Genomic DNA, 19875 nt, shown 5'->3' with positions numbered 1-19875 from the left:
TTCAATTCTAAGTCTTATGGTGACTCACGATTCACCCAGGTCCACATTCGAGCCAGTCCCTGGGCTATTCTATGATTCATGGTTTTATTATCAAAATAACCACCATGGCTGAGCGGATTCCAGCTCTGTATCCAGTTACCTGAGTTAATTTCGATATCTTCCTTCACGGCCACTTCATAGGCCGGATCGATCGGACGCAAGGGATAACCAAGTATATCATCCTTACCATAAAAGTTAACCCACTCTCCTTCAATTCCCGGAAAAAACTGTTGAGCCAGTTTCGCAGGAACCTGAATGGGTTGACTAAAATCATGATAACGTAAACTCCATAGTGGCAGTGTCGTTCCAAACGAATAAAAGCTAGTTAAGGTATCTCCCCGCTCCAAAGCCGATGTAACATCTGTTATATAAGGCGTTCGACTGGAGGGATATTGAAGATCATAAAAGAAATTACTCGCAATGACCGCCCCCAAACTATGAGCCAGCACGCAAAGAGGTGTCTCTGGTCCGTTACGATGAGAAAGGCTGTGCATGGCTTCGCTTAGTGTACGGTGTACAGCATCATAATGGTGTCCTTGCTGTTCCACAGGTTGATAAGCAACAGCATCAGCGAGATAATGGATGACGAATCGGCGCAGCACCTGGTAATTCAGTTGAGTTGAAACTACAAGCTGCTGGAACAGTTCTTCTTCCCTCTCTTCAAATACATCAGCCCAATATACAGGCTCAATATCGAGATACTGCTTGGCTGCTCCCGGCATGACCATGACCTGATCGAATTCATGCTGCAATCGTAAGATAAGCTGATCCGCATAGTCTTCTTTTTGCCTACCAAGTCCATGAATGATCATTACCGCAATGCGTGTCATGGCTCCCCTCCTTCATCCCTCTCACATTACCTGAACTAAGACGATTATAAAGGAAATTTGGATCAACGATACTAATTTAACGTAATATAACCTTTAAATTTTTATTAAAATATTTTATTTGCTAAGAGTTAAATCCAAATAAAAAGGAAGCCCATCATATGAGCTTCCCTTCTACTCTAACATCAAGTTACCCTTTCAGATGTACCTTCAACACGCCGTTACGATTCAATGTAACATCTCCTGTTGTCACTTCAACTCGGTCTACCATGTCCTGACCGTCAGGAACGATAATCGGCGTTATGAGTGGATGACCTGCTGCTTCAATCGCCTGACGATCGAATTCAAGCAAGGTTTGCCCAGCTCGCACATGTTCCCCAGCTTGCACATGCACGTTGAAGCCTTCACCTTTCATTGACACGGTATTAATACCGACGTGAATGAGGATCTGAACACCGCTCGCATGCTCCAAAATGACAGCATGTTTGCTCTTAATGACATGGGCAACCTGTGCATCAAACGGAGCAACGACCTTGTTGCCAGAAGGTTCAATGGCAATCCCTTCTCCCATTTGTTTCTCTGCAAAGGCAGGATCAGGAACTCGCTCCAACGATACAGCTTTACCCGTTAACGGAGCCATCACTTCAAGAATATTAATTGAAGCTTGCGCATTGGGAGTCACCGCAGAGGCATCGCTAGAAGCTTTCTTTTGACTTGCCGAAGTGCGGTTATCCTTGGAAGCAGAAGTTGACGTGGATGCATGATCTGCTGTCACAGAACCATTGTCCGTTTCACGATCTTGCTTTCTCATTTTGGCTCTTCCGAAAATAACGGTTAACAGGAACGGTACGATGAGTACGATAGCCATACCGATGAAGAAAACGCCCCATTTGTTCGGGAAAATGGATAAGAATCCGGGTACGCCACCTACCCCGATTGAGGTAGCCTGAACGTTATTCATGGTAAGTAACACACCGCCAATAGCCGAACCGATCATACCAAAGATAAACGGATAACGATAACGGATGTTAACACCAAAGATTGCTGGCTCCGTTACCCCCAAGAAGGCGGATACGGAGGATGTTGCCGCAAGTCCGCGCATCTTCTGTTCACGCAGTACAAGCATCATCGCAAGTGCAGCAGAACCTTGAGCGATGTTGGATAGCGCCAGCATCGGCCACAGGAATGTGCCGCCCTGGCTACCAATTAATTGTACGTCTACAGCGAGGAAGGTATGATGCATCCCCGTAATAACAAGCAACGCATATAATCCACCATAGATTAGTCCACCTAATGCTGCATACGATTCATAGATATAAATTAGACCCGATGTAATGGCATTTGCAATCGCAAATGTAACCGGTCCAATGATTGTAAATGCCAGAAATCCAGTAATAAGCAGTGTTACAGGTGCCACAACAAGCAATTTGACGGAATCATGCACCCTTTTGTTTAAGAAAATTTCCAACTTGGCGAGCAGATAAGCAGATACCAATACCGGCAGAACCTGCCCTTGATAACCGATCTTCTCAATATGCCAACCAAACAAATTCCAGGTAGGTACAGTACCATCATTCACTGCATCAGCGTAACCATAGGCACTCAGCAGATCAGGATGTACAAGGATCAGCCCGAGCACAATCCCGAGCAGCGGACTGCCGCCGAATCGTTTAACAGCTGCCCAACCAATTAGTGCAGGTAAGAACGTGAAGGCTGTGCTTGCAATCGTGTTAATAATCGAAGCTAAGTCCTTCCATGCCGGATACACATCCACTAATGATTGTTTATCAAAGAATATCCCTGGCCCTGTCAGGATGTTGTTGATCCCGAGCAGTAGACCTGCTGTAATGATCGCTGGTAGAATCGGAATGAAAATATCCGAAAGTGTTTTGATCGCACGTTGAATCGGGTTTTGTTTCTTACCCGCTGCCGCCTTCACATCATCCTTGGAAGAACGGTCACCACCCGTAATCTGGATCATCTCATCATATACTTTATCCACAAGCCCTGGCCCGATAACGACCTGAAATTGACCTTGGGATGAGAATTGACCTTTAACCAAATCATTCTGGTCCAAAGCTGCCGCATCAACTTTGCTCTCATCCACCAAGGCAAACCGGAGACGTGTAACACAATGCGTTGCAGCTTCAATATTCTCTTTGCCGCCAACTGCGCGTACTATCTCCTCTACCTGTTTTTTATCTATTGCCATAATGTCACTTCCCACTTAGTTAATGTGTATATGCTCATGTTCAAAAAGCCCGGTTTTCCAATTTGGACTATTGGAACAATGATTACTAATTCTTTTGTGGAACTAGCCACATATAGGATGTATAAGGGCTTAATGGTAGTTCCTGCTGCAGATCAGGCATCTCTTCCGTATTGCCGATTAACAATTCATGTGACTTGCCGGCAATATGCTCTTTCCAGATCGCATCAGAGAATGTAAAGTTCGTACTTCGCTGACTGAAGTTAGATACCACAATCAGCGTATCGCTTCCATTCGTGCGTGCATATGCGAATACTTCTGGATGTGCATCATCGAGACGTTCATACAATCCGTCGATCAGCACAGGTACTTGCTTACGCAGAGCAATCAGTTTGCGATAGTGGTAGTAGATTGAATCCGGATCAGCAAGCTGTTCAGCCACATGAATGGAAGGATACCGCTCATCGACCTTAATCCATGGTGTACCTGTTGTGAATCCTGCATTCTCACTGGCATCCCATTGCATCGGCGTTCTTGAGTTATCACGTGAGCGCTGCTTCACAATCTCAAAAGCTTCCTCAGCAGATTTGCCGCGTTCCTCCTGTAGCAATCGATACATGTTGGTCGATTCAATATCACGGAACTCACTTACATCGTTCCATACGGGATTCGGCATCCCAATTTCTTCTCCTTGATACACATATGGAGTCCCCTGCATACCATGAATCGTGGTTGCCAGCATTTTCGCACTTTCGGCACGATAATCACCATCATCCGCGAAACGGGACAATGCCCGAGGCTGATCATGGTTATTGAGGAACAAGGCGTTCCAGCCGCCACCTGCTTGCATACCAGTCTGCCAATCACTGAACAGCTGCTTCATGGCTTCAAAATCATATGGCATCAGTTCCCATTTCTGACCATTCGGATAATCCACTTTCAAGTGGTGAAAATTGAAGGTCATTGAGAATTCCCGCGAATTCGGGTTGGAATATTGGATGCAGTGCTCTAACGTTGTGGAAGACATTTCCCCACCGTGACCATATTGTACGGACCAAATACTTCTTCATACATCTCGGTGATGTATTCGTGTACGCGTGGTCCATCCGTGTAAAACTTACGACCATCTCCCGGAGATACACTGCCGTCATCATTCGGGAACCGCTGATCCTTAGAGATCAGATTAATGACATCCATCCGGAATCCGTCTACGCCTTTGTCTGCCCAAAATTTAATCATATCGCGGACAGCTTTGCGTACCTGCTCATTTTCCCAATTCAGATCAGCCTGTGTTTTGTCAAACAAGGTGAGAAAGTACTGACCTGTATGCTCATCGTATTGCCATGCCGGCCCACCAAATTTAGACTGCCAGTTGTTCGGCACACCGCCATCTGGAGCTGGATCTTTCCAAATATAATAATCCCGGTACGGGTTATCCTTGGAAGACCTCGACTGCTGGAACCACTCATGATCCGTGGATGAATGATTCACCACAATATCAATCATTAATTTCATATCTCGTGCCTTGAGCCCCTTCAACAGTTCGTCGAAGTCCTCCATCGTGCCGTAGTCAGGATTAATCTTGTAATAATCAGCCACATCATACCCATTGTCATGTTGAGGAGAAACATATACTGGCTGTAACCATACGATATCGATACCCAAATGCTGCAAATAGTCCAGTTTTTCTGTCAGGCCTCGAATATCCCCTGTGCCTGTTCCCGTCGTATCATTGAAGCTCTTGGGATATACCTGATACACCGTGGACGTTTTCCACCACGATGAGGAAGTTGTGTCGGTTGAACTCATGTTAACGCCTCCAAAAGTTTAATACGTATTGGTCTATCTCATCAGTTAACTTCATGTATATATTACATAAGTAAACCTGTATATACAAGTTGAAACTATAATTTTCTTATAAGTTCGTGTTTAAAAAGGACGATTTTCAGTACCGAGAAGATGGGATGAAGATAGGAATGGAGTAGCGGAGCGTAGGGAAAACTACGTGAGCAACGGACATTTCGGCTGAATTCCATATTCGACGCTGAGATGCCATGAGGCATCCTTCGTAATCAAAAGTGGATTTTTCGAACAACCTCTATAAGTTCGTGTTTACAACGTCGATTTGCTAACCTGAGTGACATGAGATGAAGTTTGGTGAAAACAGCTATATACCCTTTCTACACATTCCCCATAAATGTTGACTATGTAACATTTATTTTGAAACTAACGTTCGAAAACGCTATGATATCCGTGACTTGAATTGAAAAGAGCAATTACTTCGTTATGGCTTATAACGATATGCCAACAATATCTTCGTACTACGAACGTTCCGTCAAATTTCACAGCAAAAAGAAGGCGAGCCTCACGTCATTTTCCCTAACGTGTTACTCGCCTTCTTTTTATATTCCAAGCCTTTATTCAGACTACAGCTTCTTCCAACATCAAGAATTGAGTTAGACATATTTGCAATCTATACCTGTATAGCGCGACTCATCTATACGTATTTCTATAACGTAAAGGAGTCACCTGGTGCCATTACGCGACCTTCCAATCCTTTGGAAGCTAGCTGCTGCACGAACTTCTCCGCATCCTGACGGATCACTGGGAATGTATCGTAATGCACAGGGATGATCAGTTTAGCATTAAACCATTCTGCGGCTTGAAGTGCATCTTCTGGCCCCATAGTGAAATGTCCACCAATTGGTAGGAAGGCAACATCAATTTTATGACGATCTCCAATCATTTTCATATCGCCAAATAAGCTTGTATCCCCTGCATGCAATATCGTTTTACCACCAATGTTAATAATGTATCCCGCAGGCAATCCTGCGTACATAATGCGTTGTTCCTCTTCCAGCACAATTCCCGATGTATGGAAGGCTTGGATCATTTTCGCCTGTGCAAAATCAAGATCCACGGTTCCGCCCATGTTCATGCCCAGCGTATCCAACCCTTTCCAAGACATGTATGTAGCCAGCTCCACAATCGCAACCACTTTGGCGTTATTCGCTTTAGCGATCGGTTCAGCGTCCAAAATATGATCCATATGAGCATGAGTCAATAATACAGCATCTGTCTTAATGTCTTCCGGTTTGGTAACGGCCAGCTCATTGCCACGTAGAAAAGGATCAATGATCAGTGATTTCTCCTCTGTGCCTAGTTGAACACTGGAATGTCCATGATAAGTAATCTGTAGCATCTCGGCAGCCTCCTGACAAATTAATATACACACCCATGTAGTTTGCTTCACATCCATGATTTCACAAGTTACGCTTATAAGTATAGTCCATAGCCAACATACAAATCAAAATTAAAACAATTCATTGCATCCGATAAACCCTCGCCTCATAAGGCTGCAATAGAATAGTGCCTTCATCTGTCGAGTAACGTTTGTTCACATTACAGATCATGAGTTTAGCCTGTTCTGCTGCCCATCCCTCCGGCCAATGCATCTCAGTTTCATGTGAACTAAAGTTTAGGATCACTAGCACTTTCTCGTCATCTAATGTCCGTGTGTATGCATAAATATCAGGATCATCGGCAAGGAGTAGTTCATACGCGCCATAGATTAGCACTTTATTTTTTTTGCGTAGCGCAATCAGCTTCCGATAATAATGTAGAATAGAATGTGGATCACTTTCAGCTGCAGCGACATTAATCTCTGTGAAGTTATCATTCACCTGAATCCAAGGTTCGCCCTTCGTGAATCCAGCCTGCTCACTATCATCCCACTGCATGGGTGTTCGTGCATTATCCCGACTTTTCCGCCATATCGCTTCCATGACATCCTGTTTCGATCTGCCCTGGCCGATATGATGTCTGTAATAGTTCATCGTTTCAATATCTCGATATTGTTCAATGTCCGGGAAAGCAATGTTGGTCATGCCAATCTCTTCGCCTTGATAAATGTAGGGTGTACCTTCAAGAGTCAACATCCATGTCGCCAGCATCTGGGCTGAGCGCACTCTATATTTACCATCATCTCCAAAACGGGATACCGGCCGAGGCTGATCATGGTTTCCCATGTAGTTCGCATTCCACCCGCGTCCATGCAGGACGGTCTGCCATTGACTCATAATTTCTTTCAGCTCGGGTAACTTCCACGCTCGGTAATCCCACTTCCCGATCCCTGAGGATTGAGCGTCTACAAACATGTGCTCAAATTGAAACACCATATTAAGCTCATTACGATCCGTTCCCACATAAGCAAGAGCCTGCTCAGGACCAAGACCCGATGTTTCGCCTACTGTCATCGGTCCATATGGTTTCAGAATCATATCGTTCAGCTTGTTTAAGATGGAATGAACCTGTTGCAGGTTCGAGAATAGCTGATATGCAGGCACAACAGGTAGATTATCAGGATTATGCGCACTGGGCAGACCCTCTGCCTTCGCAATATGAGCAACTGCATCGAAACGGAAGCCATCGACCCCTTTTTCCAACCACCAATGAACCATTTCATACATCTCTTCCGCCATTTGTGGATTATCCCAGTTGAGATCAGGCTGATGTTCAGAATACAAATGTAAATAATACTCATTCGTCTCCGGATCAAGCTTCCACACTGAACCCCCAAAATAAGATTCCCAGTTGTTCGGAAGTTGACCATGTTTACCGGATCGCCAGATATAATAGTCCCGTTTCGGATTGTCTTTCATTGAACGTGATTCTGCAAACCACGGATGTTCATCCGAAGTATGATTCAGCACGAGATCCATCATGATTTTAAGACCACGCTTATGTGCCTCTTCCAGCAATCGATCAAAGTCTTCCATCGTGCCATATTTACGCATAATCGCGTAATAATCGCTAATGTCATATCCATTATCATGACCCGGTGATTCATAGATCGGACAGATCCAGATCACATCAATTCCAAGATCCGTGAGATAATCGAGCTTATCATAGATTCCACGCAGATCCCCATGACCGTCTCCGTCCGAGTCCATGAAGCTGATCGGATAGATCTGATATACTACACTCTCTTTCCACCAAACGATGTCAGCCACCTCATTTCCATGGTCTTGTTATCCAATAACCCGTTAATATGTTTTATCCGAAATGTCCCCTTGATAAACACCCGCTATTCAATTACAAGCAAAAAGGATCGGTTTAAGTGACAACCTTGCGGTAAACACACTCTATCCCGATCCTGCTATTCAACATGTGATTTACTTAAACTCTGAACTATTCCGACTGGGCGTTTGACCGAGTCTCCCAACATACACCAAAAGTCGCAAACCTATATATCCAATCCATGCGCCGAATGTATTCAGTATAATGTCATCGACATCAAATGTCCCAACCCGGGTCACTAACTGCGTTAACTCTACCGCGAATAAAATAAGGATCACGGCTAATGTAAGCTTCAGGAAGGATCGACATTTGCGAAACAACACCGGAATGCAAACGCCTAAGGGAATAAATAATACAATATTGCCAAATAAATTTTTTACCCAAGCCTCCGTGCTGTACTTGTCTCTCTCCAAAAGAAGTGGTCTGATCGTATCAAAGGGAATCCAGTTATATTGATAGCTTAAACCTACCGTTCTGCCTTTGAAAAAAAGTAAATTGCCCATAAACAGCACATAGATTACGGTGAGTACAGCCATAATGATTCTACACTGTTTGGCGTTAATCCATGAATCTCCGCTCATATTCCTGAAGCCCTCCGGCCTTTATTACCGCGAAGCGGTTCTGTTTATTTTAGCGGAATATAGATCTTCATGTCCAACTGCTCAGGGGTCGACTTCCATACATCGGTCACTTCAAAGTCTGCTCCTTCCCCTCGCTCATAATTAGATTGCGGCAACCAGCTACCATAAATCATTTTGCGAATATCCTGACCAGAACCATCGACCTTGAACTCTGCATACACACCGCCTGGAATTTCAAACTCCACATAACCGGGCTTCAACAATGGCGTTACACTAGCGCTCTCCTCACCTACTATAAAAGAAAATTGACTATCCTCCTGAAAGTTGCAAGCAATGCCATACGCTAAATCCGGGCGTGAACGGTCTGGAATGTCCATGAATTTCTGCTCTGTTCCAAACTGATGATAGAAGCCAGGAATTTCTCCATAATGCTGATTGTCATTCAAATTCGTCTTGTACTCATACCCGATAATGTGAATTGGATCAAGAGTTATGATGCGTGGTGTGTTCATATAAAAATCTCCTCCAAGTTGAATTCGATAATCGTTGAAATCAATCATCTGCTGGAGCTTCAAGGAATAGGACTCATCCTCCAACTTGCGGAATTTGGCAGGTGTCACGCCCCAGTACGTTGCAAATGCCCGTGTAAATGCTTCCTGTGATTGGTACCCCCAGTTCAAAGCGATGTCGAGTATACCTTCGCTCGTATTCCTTACATGTTGAGCCGCCTCACTAAGCCTACGTCTGCGTACATACTCCAACACGGTGAAGCCTGTAATAGCCTGGAACAAACGTTGGAAATGAAACGCAGAGAAGCCGGCGCATGCGGCCGTCTGTTTCACATTAAATTCTTCCTGTAGATGTTCCTCTAAGTATGTAATCCCAAGTTGGATACGTGTGTAATGATCCATGGTACATCCTTTCCTTTCTAAGCTATGCTGCAGATATGAAATAAACGATTTCTCCATCATTATGACTGAGCTGACACGATTTTTTTTGATTTTCTGTGCGGACATTTGGTTCATTCCTACTTATCGTATAAAACTCATTTCTTCAAGTATGCAAATGACATTACATCCTGAAGACAACTCAAAGGGCATCTATATAACAGACAAAATCCCCTCGTTTGACCGAGGGGATTCTTTACATGTTTACCCTTTCCAATATCCAGATACCGGTTCAATACCCCAGATATCTGTCGCATATTCGCTAATGGTACGATCACTTGAGAATATGCCTGATTGTGCTGTATTCAGCACAGCCTTGCGAGTCCAATCCGGTATATCACGGTATGCCACGTCGATTGCAGCATGTGCCTCAGCATACGCGGCAAAATCTCGCAGTACAAAATATTCATCGCCATGGGCAACCAGTGAATCGTAGATATCCCAAAATTCCCCTTCCCGATGGCAAAATGCTCCCGGATGAATGAGTTGCTCTACCACTTCACGGATTCGGCCATCCTGACTAACTTCCTCACCAGGACGATAGGAACCGGAATGAACGTAGTTTAACACCTCGTCAGCACGTAGACCGAAGATAAACATGTTATCCTCCCCAACCTGCTCTGCCATCTCAACATTGGCTCCGTCCATCGTTCCGATGGTCAAGGCTCCGTTCATCATGAATTTCATATTGCCCGTACCCGAAGCTTCCTTACCCGCCGTCGATATCTGTTCACTGACATCTGCAGCCGGAATGATCTTCTCAGCCAATGAGACAGAGTAGTTCTCAAGGAAAAATACTTTCAGACGATCATTGACCGCTTTATCCTGATTGATCGTGCTGGCTACATTGTTAATGAGCTTAATGATCTTTTTGGCAAAATAATAGCTTGGTGCAGCCTTGGCGCCAAAGATGAATGTCCGCGGTACGATATCAAACGTCGGATCATTCTTGAGTTTATTGTATAAATGCATGACATGCAGAATATTCAGCAATTGCCGCTTGTAGCCGTGCAATCGTTTCACCTGTACATCAAAAATAGAATCGGGATTCACCGGTGTTCCGGTATGATCCAAAATATAAGCAGCAAGTCGTTCCTTATTGCCTCGTTTAATGGTACGGAATTGGTCTTGGAACGATGCATCTTGCGAAACTGTTGTCAGCTCATTTAACTTGCCAGGCTCGGTTATCCAAGCATTGCCGATCGTCTCTGTTATGAGATTGGATAGTTTAGGATTGGCATGCATTAACCAGCGACGATGCGTTATTCCATTGGTTTTGTTGTTGAAGCGCTCTGGATAAAGTGCATAGAACGGAGCCATCTCACGTTCTTTGAGAATTTCGGTGTGCAGTGCTGCTACACCATTAACGCTGTGGCTGCCCACGATAGCGAGATGTGCCATTCTAACCTGATCATGTGCAATAACGGCTAGATGTGTTATACGTTCCTGATCTCCAGGATATCGATCCAAAAGCATGCTACAGAAGCGCTTGTTAATCTCTTCAATAATCATGTAGATCCGTGGCAATAGCTTGCTAATCATGGAGACTGGCCATTTTTCAAGCGCCTCACTAAGTGTAGTATGGTTCGTATACGAGACCGTGCGGGTTGTGATATCCCACGCTTCATCCCATCCATACCCCTGATCGTCCATTAAGATGCGCATTAATTCAGGAATGACGAGGGTTGGATGCGTATCGTTAATATGGAAAGCAACCTTATCCGGCAACCGGTCATAGGACAGACCAAGCTTATTAAACGTCCGCAAGGCGCTCTGCACCCCGGACGAACACATGAAATACTGTTGCTTCAAGCGAAGCAGCTTGCCTTCATACTGAGAATCGTCAGGATACAGAAACTCCGAGATGGACTCAACCGAACGACTGTAATCAAGATATCCGTAATAGTTCGAAGGCGTATCCAATGAACTTTCCCGCTTCGGCTCGGCACTCCAAAGTCGAAGTGTATTTACATGGGGGTGACCATAACCAATGATTGGCACATCGTAGGGAACCGCCACGACGGATTCGGCATCCTTCGTTACGAACTGATACCGTCCATTCTCTTCGTGCGTTTCTACGCGCCCCCAGAACTTTACTTCGACCTTCTTGTCTGGACGGCGGACTTCCCACTCATTGCCCTTCTCCAGCCAATTATCCGGCAGCTCTACCTGGTTGCCGTTGATGATCTTTTGTTCAAACAGACCATATTTATAACGAATACCACAGCCATGACCTGCGTAACCGAGGGATGCTAATGAATCCAGAAAACAGGCTGCGAGTCGTCCTAATCCACCGTTACCAAGTCCAGCGTCCGCTTCTTGTTCCTCCACTTCCTCTAACGAGAAACCTAGATCAGCCAAGCTGTCACGAACGAGTTCCAATTCATTGACATTGAGTAGATTATTGCCGAGCAGACGTCCAATCAGGAATTCGAGCGAGAAGTAATAGACCTGTTTATCCTGCCGCTGCTTAAATCCTTGATTCGAGGTCGCCCAATCTTGCCCGCGTATTCGCGAATCATACTTCCAAGTACGTGATAGACATCTTCCTGCGTTGCTTCTTCAAGCGGTTTGCCCAATTTGCTGACCAGATTCCGTTGAAATATGCTCTTGAACGTTTCTTTGTTGTCAAACAAAAGTAGGTTCCTCCCGGTGAAATCCTGTAGAGTGGTGACGGTTCATACACTGAAGTGACTAGCATTCTGCAAAGTGGTCGTTACGGTGACGAATCATTCTTTCGATCGCTGTTGTCTCCCAAATTTCTTGTTTAACCTATTTAATAGGTTGAAATTTGGAGACAAAGGCGAACGCTTCGCTTCTTCAGAATTGATTTCGTCCCCTTCACTACGTTTGCATATAAACAAGAATCTTCAGAAATAGAGCAAAATTTAATTTCCGCTAATGTATGAACCTAAATCCATCCTACAGGATTTTTATTTTATATATTTATAGAAACAATTTCATCTCTCATCGAATGAGGATGATGGTAGCTATAGCTAGTTAAAAGACGAAGTTCAGCGAATTGCAACTTGGATCTACATCTACTCCTGATTAATCAAGGAGATCTAAACTGAAATAGATGTATTTATAGATGATATCGGTTATGCCATCAGATTAAATAATAGTGCTTTTTGCCAAAATATATGGGTTCGAAGGATCACCAATTAACGTTTGCCCACCCGTCAGCCTCACATCTTTATCGAGGATCACATTCTCCAGTACAGCTCCCTCACCAATGTAACACTTCTGCATAATAATGGAACCTTTAATTTTGGCACCTTTGGCTACGTGCACTCCACGAAATAGAATGCTATCCTCTACTTCTCCACCTACGATGCACCCATTCGCAAGTAAGGAATGTTTCACATCGGCTGTATCGAGATATTTGGCGGGTGCTTCATATTTGATTTTCGTCTGAACAGGTTCCTCTTTGAATAGCTGTTCATATAGCCCTGTGTTCAACAGATCCAGACTGTTCCGATAATAGCTGTCGATTGAATTGATTACTGCATGATATCCGTCATACGCATATGCGGCAATCTTCAAACCATCCGGATTTTTCTGAATCACATCACGGAAAAAATGACTCTCGCCGTGATCGATGCAGCGCTGTACTTGGCGCAAGAACAGTTCTTTTTCCATGATGAAAATTTCTGTATATATATTCGGATGATCGGCACTTTGGTGAATGTCCACCACATTACCGTACCCGTCATGTTCAACTTTGACACATGCATTATGCTCAGGTAACAATTGATCTACTTTTTTGCAGACCAGCGTAACGTCCGCTCCTGTGCTTATATGGTACCTATACACATCCTGAAGATCCGCCTTGGTCACATGACGGCTACCGGCATGAACAACATATTGTCCCGCACCCCGGTGGAAGAAATCCAGGTTATTGTGAAAATGCTGTAAATCGCCCTGTGAGGTATCCGTTGGATCATTCCAATCCGGTGGCAAAATAAACATACCTCCATGTTTACGATCCAGATCCCATGGCTTTCCATCCCCCAGATGATCTAAGAGTGAACGATATTTACGCCTTACAAATACACCAATACTTTCAATGCCTGCATTCATCATGTTGGATAGAACAAAATCAATTAGACGGTAACGTCCGGCATAGGGCACCGCAGCTCCGCAGCGAAAGTACGTCAATTCCTTCAATTCTTCAAGCTCATGGTCAAGGTTAATAACTCCGATCAATGGTTTCATCGCATGCACCGTCCTTTACCCTTAGATTAGGCTTTGCTTGTCATTCCCTCGCGGAGCTGGCGCTCCAATTCTTCTTGATCAATAAGTACAATATCACTTTCGTCTCCAGGTAAAGGGGCAATGTGTGCACCATCAGGGATGACGAGTCCTTCCGATATAATAGCGCGATGAATGCGCACATTGTGCCCAATCTTCACTTTTGGCATCACAACAGAGTCAATGACTTCACTGTGCTGACCGACCTCGACGCCATAAAATAATACCGAATGGTTCACCTCACCGTGCACAACCGTGCCTTCACTAATAATGCAATTGCGCACCTTCGCCGTTGGAGAAATATACTGTGCAGGCTGATTCGGATTGCGCGTATAGATACGCCAGTCTGGATCATTCAGATTAAATGGTGACTCATCGTTCAGCAGATCCATATTGGATTCCCACAAACTGCGAATTGTACCAACGTCTTTCCAATAGCCTTCAAATGGATATGCATAAAGTGATTTTTCATGTTCAAGCAATAAGGGGATGATGTCTTTGCCAAAATCATAAGAGGTGGATGCCTGTTGTTCGTCATGGATCAGGAAACGTTTCAGCACATCCCACTTGAAGAGATAGATGCCCATAGATGCGAGTGTACTCTTAGGCTGAGAAGGTTTTTCCTCGAATTCGTAGATACGGTAGTCATCATGAGTGTTCAGTATCCCGAACCGACTTGCCTCTTCCAGTGGTACATCAATGACTGAAATCGTGCAATCCGCGTCCTTTTCCTTATGATACTGAAGCATTTTCTCATAATTCATTTTATAAATATGATCCCCTGATAGAACGAGTACATGTTCAGGGTCAAATTGTTCGATAAAGTTGAGATTCCGATAGATGGCGTCGGCTGTTCCACGATACCAGTTGCTTCCATCCTCACGTTCATGTGGGGGCAGTACATACACTCCACCATTTTTGCGATCCAAATCCCAATCGCTTCCAATTCCAATGTAGGAGTGCAACACAAGAGGTTCATATTGGGTCAGCACACCAACGGTGTCAATACCAGAGTTAGAGCAGTTACTAAGAGGAAAATCAATGATTCGATACGTACCACCGAAATAAACGGCTGGTTTAGCCAGTGATTTGGTAAGTCCCTTCAATCGTTTGCCTTGCCCTCCGGCTAGCAGCATTGCTACAACTTCTTTTTTCGCCATTATTACAGCCTCCTCCACTTGCATTCATTCTCTCTTTCATTCAGTCGCCCATGTCTTATTCTGTGGATGAGTGGACACTGTTGTCATGATCAGGAGCATGCTGTATAAACCGCGTTCATGTTCATTACGTATACGAAAGTGGTGAAGAACCCACATTGTAAATAAGCTGGCATCCCTGCCATGTCAGAAACGAAATTAAAATGAAAAAATAAAAAGTGAAGAGTCATCTAACTAGCTAAGCTGAGGTGTTTTTGCAGGGTGGCAATCGTTATTGTTGCGTAGAATATGAGTCTCTTGCCTGACTAAACATTAAACACAAACAAGAAACACGAAACGTACTGAGTCATTTTTCCTAAAAGCTCAACTACTTCTCTATCCGGGCATTCACTCCTTCCAATACACTTTGTTATTACTTAGGAATTGTATTCGCTAAGAAGGAATCAAACTCCTTTTGTTTTGTAAGGAAATATAATATGGAAAATAAAGTAATTAAAAATACAATTTAACCACAAATAAGCCGAGAACTTGTATTCCCGGCTTGTGTGCACATTTTATTATATAATTTTACGGAACAGCTCCATCACTTCGTCCTTGGAAGGTTGATAGGGGTTCCCAGGTGCACAGGCGTCCTTCATCGCGTTATCAGCGAGTAGTTCGATATCCAAATCTTCAACACCTAATTCGGACAGCTTTTCTGGAATACCGACCTCTTTGGAAAGCTGGCGAATCGCCTCAATGACATATTCAGAGCACTGCTCATCACTCTTACCTTTCACATCCATGCCAATCGCTTTGGCGATATGACGGAATTTGCCTGGCACATGTTTGGCATTCATTTCTTCCACATATGGGAGTAACATCGCGTTACACACACCGTGCGGAAGATCGTATACGCCACCTAATTGATGCGCCATCGCGTGGACGTACCCTAAACCAGCATTGTTAAAGGCGATCCCACCAAGAAAACATGCATACGTCATATGTTCCCGCGCTTCCAGGTCACCGCCGTCTCTTACAGCTCTCGGCAAATATTCGAAGATCAATTCAACTGCCGCTGCTGCTGTGGCACTTGTGACCGTAAATCCTCCTGGTGTAACCATCGCTTCCACAGCATGGGTCAATGCATCCATCCCGGTTGCCGCAGTCAGGCTAGAAGGCTTACTTAACATCAGTTCCGGATCATTCACCGACAGGGAAACGAGACTGTTTTTGTCCACCATCACCATTTTCACCTTACGTTCCTCATCTGTAATCACGTAGTTAATTGTCACCTCACTTGACGTACCAGCCGTTGTGTTAAACGCGACGAGTGGTACTGACTTATGCTGCGATTGATGAAGCCCTTCATAATCACGGATATGACCACCATTCGTCGCTACAATGCCAATAGCCTTCGCAGCATCCTGTGGTGAACCACCGCCAATCGAAATAATTGCATCACATCCATGTTCTTGATACACGTGAAGCCCATCATGTACGTTCTGACATGTCGGATTAGGCTGAACATCATCATATACGATATAGTCTAGCCCAGATTTTCTTAATATAGACAGCACCTGTTCCGTAACGCCTGAAGCAATTAACGGACGGTCACTGACGACCAGTGCTTTGCGAATCCCCATGTCTCGAATTATTTTACTTGCTTCTTGTATGCAGCCTCTCCCCATCAAGTTCACGGGCGGAACATAATAAGCATGTGTTGCCATTTGAACCAGCCTCCTGTTACCCTGATTTGTAACTAACCTCATTGTAACTGAATCCGTTTTCAGATATAGTGAAATTAATCACAATAAGACTAACAAATGTTACATTACAGATTATCTGCAATGAAGTTATAAAAAAAGAGCTAACCACCAAGGGTTAACTCTTTCTTAGTTATCGTTTTTAATACATTGCCTTTACTCAAATTCAGATGATTCAGTTCAGGTTCTCAGCAGCTCTTGAATAGGCGCGTAGTACATACGGTATGCCTCTCCCTGCTCAAAGCCCAGCTTGTGAGCAATCGCAATCGAATCCTTACGAAAGTCTTCGGTTGTCCAATGAGGTATACAGCCACGATCAATACATAACTGTATATAAGAAGTCGCCAGCGCTGTTGCCAGACCTTGACCTCGATGCACTACGTCGTACGTATGAATGCCAATCTCATGATGCTCGTCACTCACAAATACTGACAAACACGTACCTACGACTTCTCCTTCCAGCATGACACAGGTTCCTAGCCCATATCGGATAAAGTCCTCGACCGTGTACCAGAATTTCAAAATCTCTTCTTGGATTACACCACTCGTGTCCTCTTCCAGCAACGTAGCATCGATCACGCTAACTTGATATTGCGGAGGAATATTAAAACAAGTCTGTTGCTGCAACCAATGATGAAATTTCATCTGATTAAAGGTGAACGGAACTCGATAACCCTCGCCTAATTTCCCTGCAAAGGTCACCTGTAAGATCGAATCCCAACTGCCTCCATGAGTCGGAAGCACTTCAAGATTCAACATCTCTTCACCAACCCTCAGGGCTTCGGGTAGAAGCTCCTCCGATAACAGCTGTTTCACATGTCTATGAAATAAGGAGTCGTTTGAATCACCTATCCAATAAAACATTTCATGTCTCGCCCAGATAAACACACTGTTTAGGATATCTGGATGATCGACATAGACACGTCCGGCTTGAAGCCCATCAAGCACTCCACCCATGACGACATGCCCCTGCCGTTCACCTACAAGATCCTTAACACGTTTCAATACCGTTGGATCATGAACTAAGTACAACATGATATAACCCTCGCATTCTAAGAGTATTCGTAAGCTACAGACATCCCAACCTGTCCTTCTAGCTCTAGCCTCAGAATGCGATACCGATCAAGTTTGGATTAATCTTCGTACCATTTCACCTCATTTAACCTACTCTTCGAATTTTCTTAGAGGGCTTTGTCGTCTACGCCATCCAGCCAAGCTTCAATATCCCCAATTACAGAAGAGACACAGCCGTCTTCAAACGGAGAATTAAGACCCGCAAGCTCAACCAAGCCAGTAAAGGACAGGCTTCCTCCCGCTTTGCACAGCGTCAAATAATCAGCCCAGGCAGACTTCATATCCTGATTACTGCGTTTCCAGAACTGGAATGCACAGATTTGCGCCAACGTATAGTCAATGTAATAGAACGGTGACGAGAAAATATGACCCTGTTTATGCCAGAATCCGCCCTGCTCCAAATACGCATTATCTTTGTAATTAATATGCGGCAAATATGTCTTCTCAATGTTGCGCCAAGCTTGCTTGCGCTCTGTCGGAGTTGCTTCAGGATTAGCATAGACAAAGTGTTGGAACTCATCAACTGCTACGCCATAAGGGATAAAGAGCAGTCCGGAAGAAAGGTGATCGAACTTGTATTTATCCGTATCTTCCTTGAAGAACAGCTCCATCCACGGCCAAGTGAAGAACTCCATGCTCATGGAATGAATCTCTGCGGATTCATAGGTAGGCCAGTTGTATTCCGGCACCTCAAAGTGACGGCTCTCATACACCTGGAACGCATGACCTGCTTCGTGAGTCAAGACATCAATGTCACCTGATGTTCCGTTGAAGTTAGAGAAAATAAACGGTACTTTGTAATCGTTCAAGTAGGTGCAATAGCCTCCGCCCTGCTTGCCTTTTTTGCTAACCAGATCCATGAGCTCGTTCTCAGTCATCATCTGGAAGAACGCATCTGTCTCAGGGGATAGTTCAGCGTACATTTTTTTGCCGTTCTCAATAATCCAGTCCGCATCGCCCTTAGGCGTTGGATTACCTGTCTTGAAGCTAAAGCCTTGATCGTAGTAATAGAACGTATCCACATCAATCCGGTTACGCTGGCGCTCTCTAAGTTTAGATGCTACTGGCACGATATAATCGCGAACTTGAGCACGGAAATTAGCCACCATCTCCGCATTATAATCCGTACGGTTCATGCGATCATAACCAAGCTCAACATACGTTGGATATCCCAGCTTTTTGGCAATTTGAGTACGCACTTTCACCAATTCATCGTAAATTCGGTCAAATTCAGCTTCATGCTCAGCCATGAATGTATATCTGGCTTCTGAAGCACGCTCACGCATGGAGCGGTCTGTAGACAGTTCGAATGGATGAAGCTGTGGCAATGTGCGCTCTTCACCTTCAAACGGAATTTTGGCTGAAGCAATCAGTTGATTATATTCTGTAGAAAGTCGGTTCTCTTTCTGCAGATCGCCAATAATCTCAGGACTGAATGTTTTCAAAGAGAGTTCTGCAAGCTGGAACAGCTGTGCTCCCCATTTTTGCTCTAATTCAGCACGGAATTTGGAATTCACCAGCGCGCGGTAATAATCTGTAATATATTCTTGAATGACAGGGTAGCTCTCATCAAGGAACTCCTGCTCTGCCTTGTAGAAACTATCGTTTGTATCAATAGAATGACGAATGTACACGAGCTGTGCTTGTGTCTCAAAATCGCTGCGCAAAGCATTAATCTGATCCATATATCCACTTTGCTCTTCAACTGTTGCTGAAGCTTCGAACTGACTCAACAATTGTTGAAATGATGTTTTGATGTGTTCCAGATCGGGACGTGTATACGAATATTCACTAAATTTCATTATGTACACCCTTTCCTATTCGGTAAATTCGGGAGATTCCCGTGTTAAACTAACCCTATTATACAAAAGAGCAGCCTAAAAATCCCATCTTTACGAAAAATATTTATCCATTGGTCAAATTGAAGAACATGTAAGGTCACGTTTGTTACACAACCGTGTAA

General features: G+C 44.2%; 11 protein-coding genes and 2 pseudogenes. All 13 read right to left on the bottom strand.

What is annotated here, in order from left to right; all coding sequences use genetic code 11:
- Positions 1-14 precede the first annotated feature (14 nt).
- A complete protein-coding gene (locus DMB88_RS12510; protein WP_128101624.1) occupies positions 15-869 on the bottom strand; it encodes a chemotaxis protein in 855 nt (284 codons plus the stop codon).
- A gap of 187 nt (positions 870-1056) precedes the next feature.
- Entirely contained in the window at positions 1057-3078 is a 2022-nt protein-coding gene (gene treP, locus DMB88_RS12505) for a PTS system trehalose-specific EIIBC component (protein ID WP_128101623.1), read from the bottom strand.
- Positions 3079-3163: 85 nt separating this feature from the next.
- Positions 3164-4884 (bottom strand): annotated as a pseudogene (gene treC / locus DMB88_RS12500) (alpha,alpha-phosphotrehalase).
- 700 nt (positions 4885-5584) lie between these two features.
- Positions 5585-6277, bottom strand: coding sequence for a metal-dependent hydrolase (locus DMB88_RS12495; RefSeq protein ID WP_128101622.1), 693 nt, complete (start codon positions 6275-6277; stop codon positions 5585-5587).
- 121 nt (positions 6278-6398) lie between these two features.
- Positions 6399-8087: a glycoside hydrolase family 13 protein gene (locus tag DMB88_RS12490; protein ID WP_128101621.1), complete on the bottom strand. Its 1689-nt coding sequence runs from the start codon at positions 8085-8087 to the stop codon at positions 6399-6401.
- Positions 8088-8249: 162 nt separating this feature from the next.
- Positions 8250-8735 carry a VanZ family protein gene (locus DMB88_RS12485; protein WP_128101620.1) on the bottom strand — a complete coding sequence of 162 codons (486 nt, stop codon included), beginning with the start codon at positions 8733-8735 and terminating at the stop codon, positions 8250-8252.
- Positions 8736-8779: 44 nt separating this feature from the next.
- Positions 8780-9646, bottom strand: a complete 867-nt coding sequence (locus DMB88_RS12480; protein WP_128101619.1) for an AraC family transcriptional regulator — start codon at positions 9644-9646, stop codon at positions 8780-8782.
- Between the two features lie 240 nt (positions 9647-9886).
- A pseudogene (locus DMB88_RS12475) lies at positions 9887-12318 on the bottom strand (glycogen/starch/alpha-glucan phosphorylase).
- Positions 12319-12796: 478 nt separating this feature from the next.
- Positions 12797-13900 (bottom strand): glucose-1-phosphate adenylyltransferase subunit GlgD, encoded by a 1104-nt coding sequence (gene glgD, locus DMB88_RS12470; RefSeq protein ID WP_128101618.1) that lies wholly within the window; start codon positions 13898-13900, stop codon positions 12797-12799.
- 26 nt (positions 13901-13926) lie between these two features.
- Positions 13927-15096: a glucose-1-phosphate adenylyltransferase gene (locus tag DMB88_RS12465; protein ID WP_128101617.1), complete on the bottom strand. Its 1170-nt coding sequence runs from the start codon at positions 15094-15096 to the stop codon at positions 13927-13929.
- 554 nt (positions 15097-15650) lie between these two features.
- A complete protein-coding gene (locus DMB88_RS12460; protein ID WP_128101616.1) occupies positions 15651-16802 on the bottom strand; it encodes an iron-containing alcohol dehydrogenase in 1152 nt (383 codons plus the stop codon).
- A gap of 216 nt (positions 16803-17018) precedes the next feature.
- The gene (locus DMB88_RS12455) at positions 17019-17873 is read right to left on the bottom strand and encodes a GNAT family N-acetyltransferase (RefSeq protein ID WP_128101615.1); all 855 of its coding nucleotides are present in this window, start codon (positions 17871-17873) and stop codon (positions 17019-17021) included.
- A 146-nt stretch (positions 17874-18019) separates the two neighbouring features.
- The gene (locus DMB88_RS12450) at positions 18020-19714 is read right to left on the bottom strand and encodes a M3 family oligoendopeptidase (protein ID WP_128101614.1); all 1695 of its coding nucleotides are present in this window, start codon (positions 19712-19714) and stop codon (positions 18020-18022) included.
- Positions 19715-19875: the final 161 nt, after the last annotated feature.

The organism is Paenibacillus sp. DCT19, assembly GCF_003268635.1.
Lineage (GTDB): Bacteria > Bacillota > Bacilli > Paenibacillales > Paenibacillaceae > Paenibacillus.
The sequence above is the reverse complement of the archived record's forward strand: the minus strand, read 5'-3'. Positions and strand labels throughout refer to the sequence as shown.

Excerpts from the sequence above, each read along its gene's own strand:
- DMB88_RS12450 (WP_128101614.1), bottom strand. The coding sequence starts at position 19,714 with ATGAAATTTAGTGAATATTCGTATACACGTCCCGATCTGGAACACATC.
- DMB88_RS12455 (WP_128101615.1), bottom strand. The coding sequence starts at position 17,873 with ATGTTGTACTTAGTTCATGATCCAACGGTATTGAAACGTGTTAAGGAT.
- DMB88_RS12485 (WP_128101620.1), bottom strand. The coding sequence starts at position 8,735 with ATGAGCGGAGATTCATGGATTAACGCCAAACAGTGTAGAATCATTATG.
- treP (WP_128101623.1), bottom strand. The coding sequence starts at position 3,078 with ATGGCAATAGATAAAAAACAGGTAGAGGAGATAGTACGCGCAGTTGGC.
- DMB88_RS12460 (WP_128101616.1), bottom strand. The coding sequence starts at position 16,802 with ATGGCAACACATGCTTATTATGTTCCGCCCGTGAACTTGATGGGGAGA.
- DMB88_RS12480 (WP_128101619.1), bottom strand. The coding sequence starts at position 9,646 with ATGGATCATTACACACGTATCCAACTTGGGATTACATACTTAGAGGAA.
- glgD (WP_128101618.1), bottom strand. The coding sequence starts at position 13,900 with ATGAAACCATTGATCGGAGTTATTAACCTTGACCATGAGCTTGAAGAA.
- DMB88_RS12495 (WP_128101622.1), bottom strand. The coding sequence starts at position 6,277 with ATGCTACAGATTACTTATCATGGACATTCCAGTGTTCAACTAGGCACA.
- DMB88_RS12465 (WP_128101617.1), bottom strand. The coding sequence starts at position 15,096 with ATGGCGAAAAAAGAAGTTGTAGCAATGCTGCTAGCCGGAGGGCAAGGC.
- DMB88_RS12510 (WP_128101624.1), bottom strand. The coding sequence starts at position 869 with ATGACACGCATTGCGGTAATGATCATTCATGGACTTGGTAGGCAAAAA.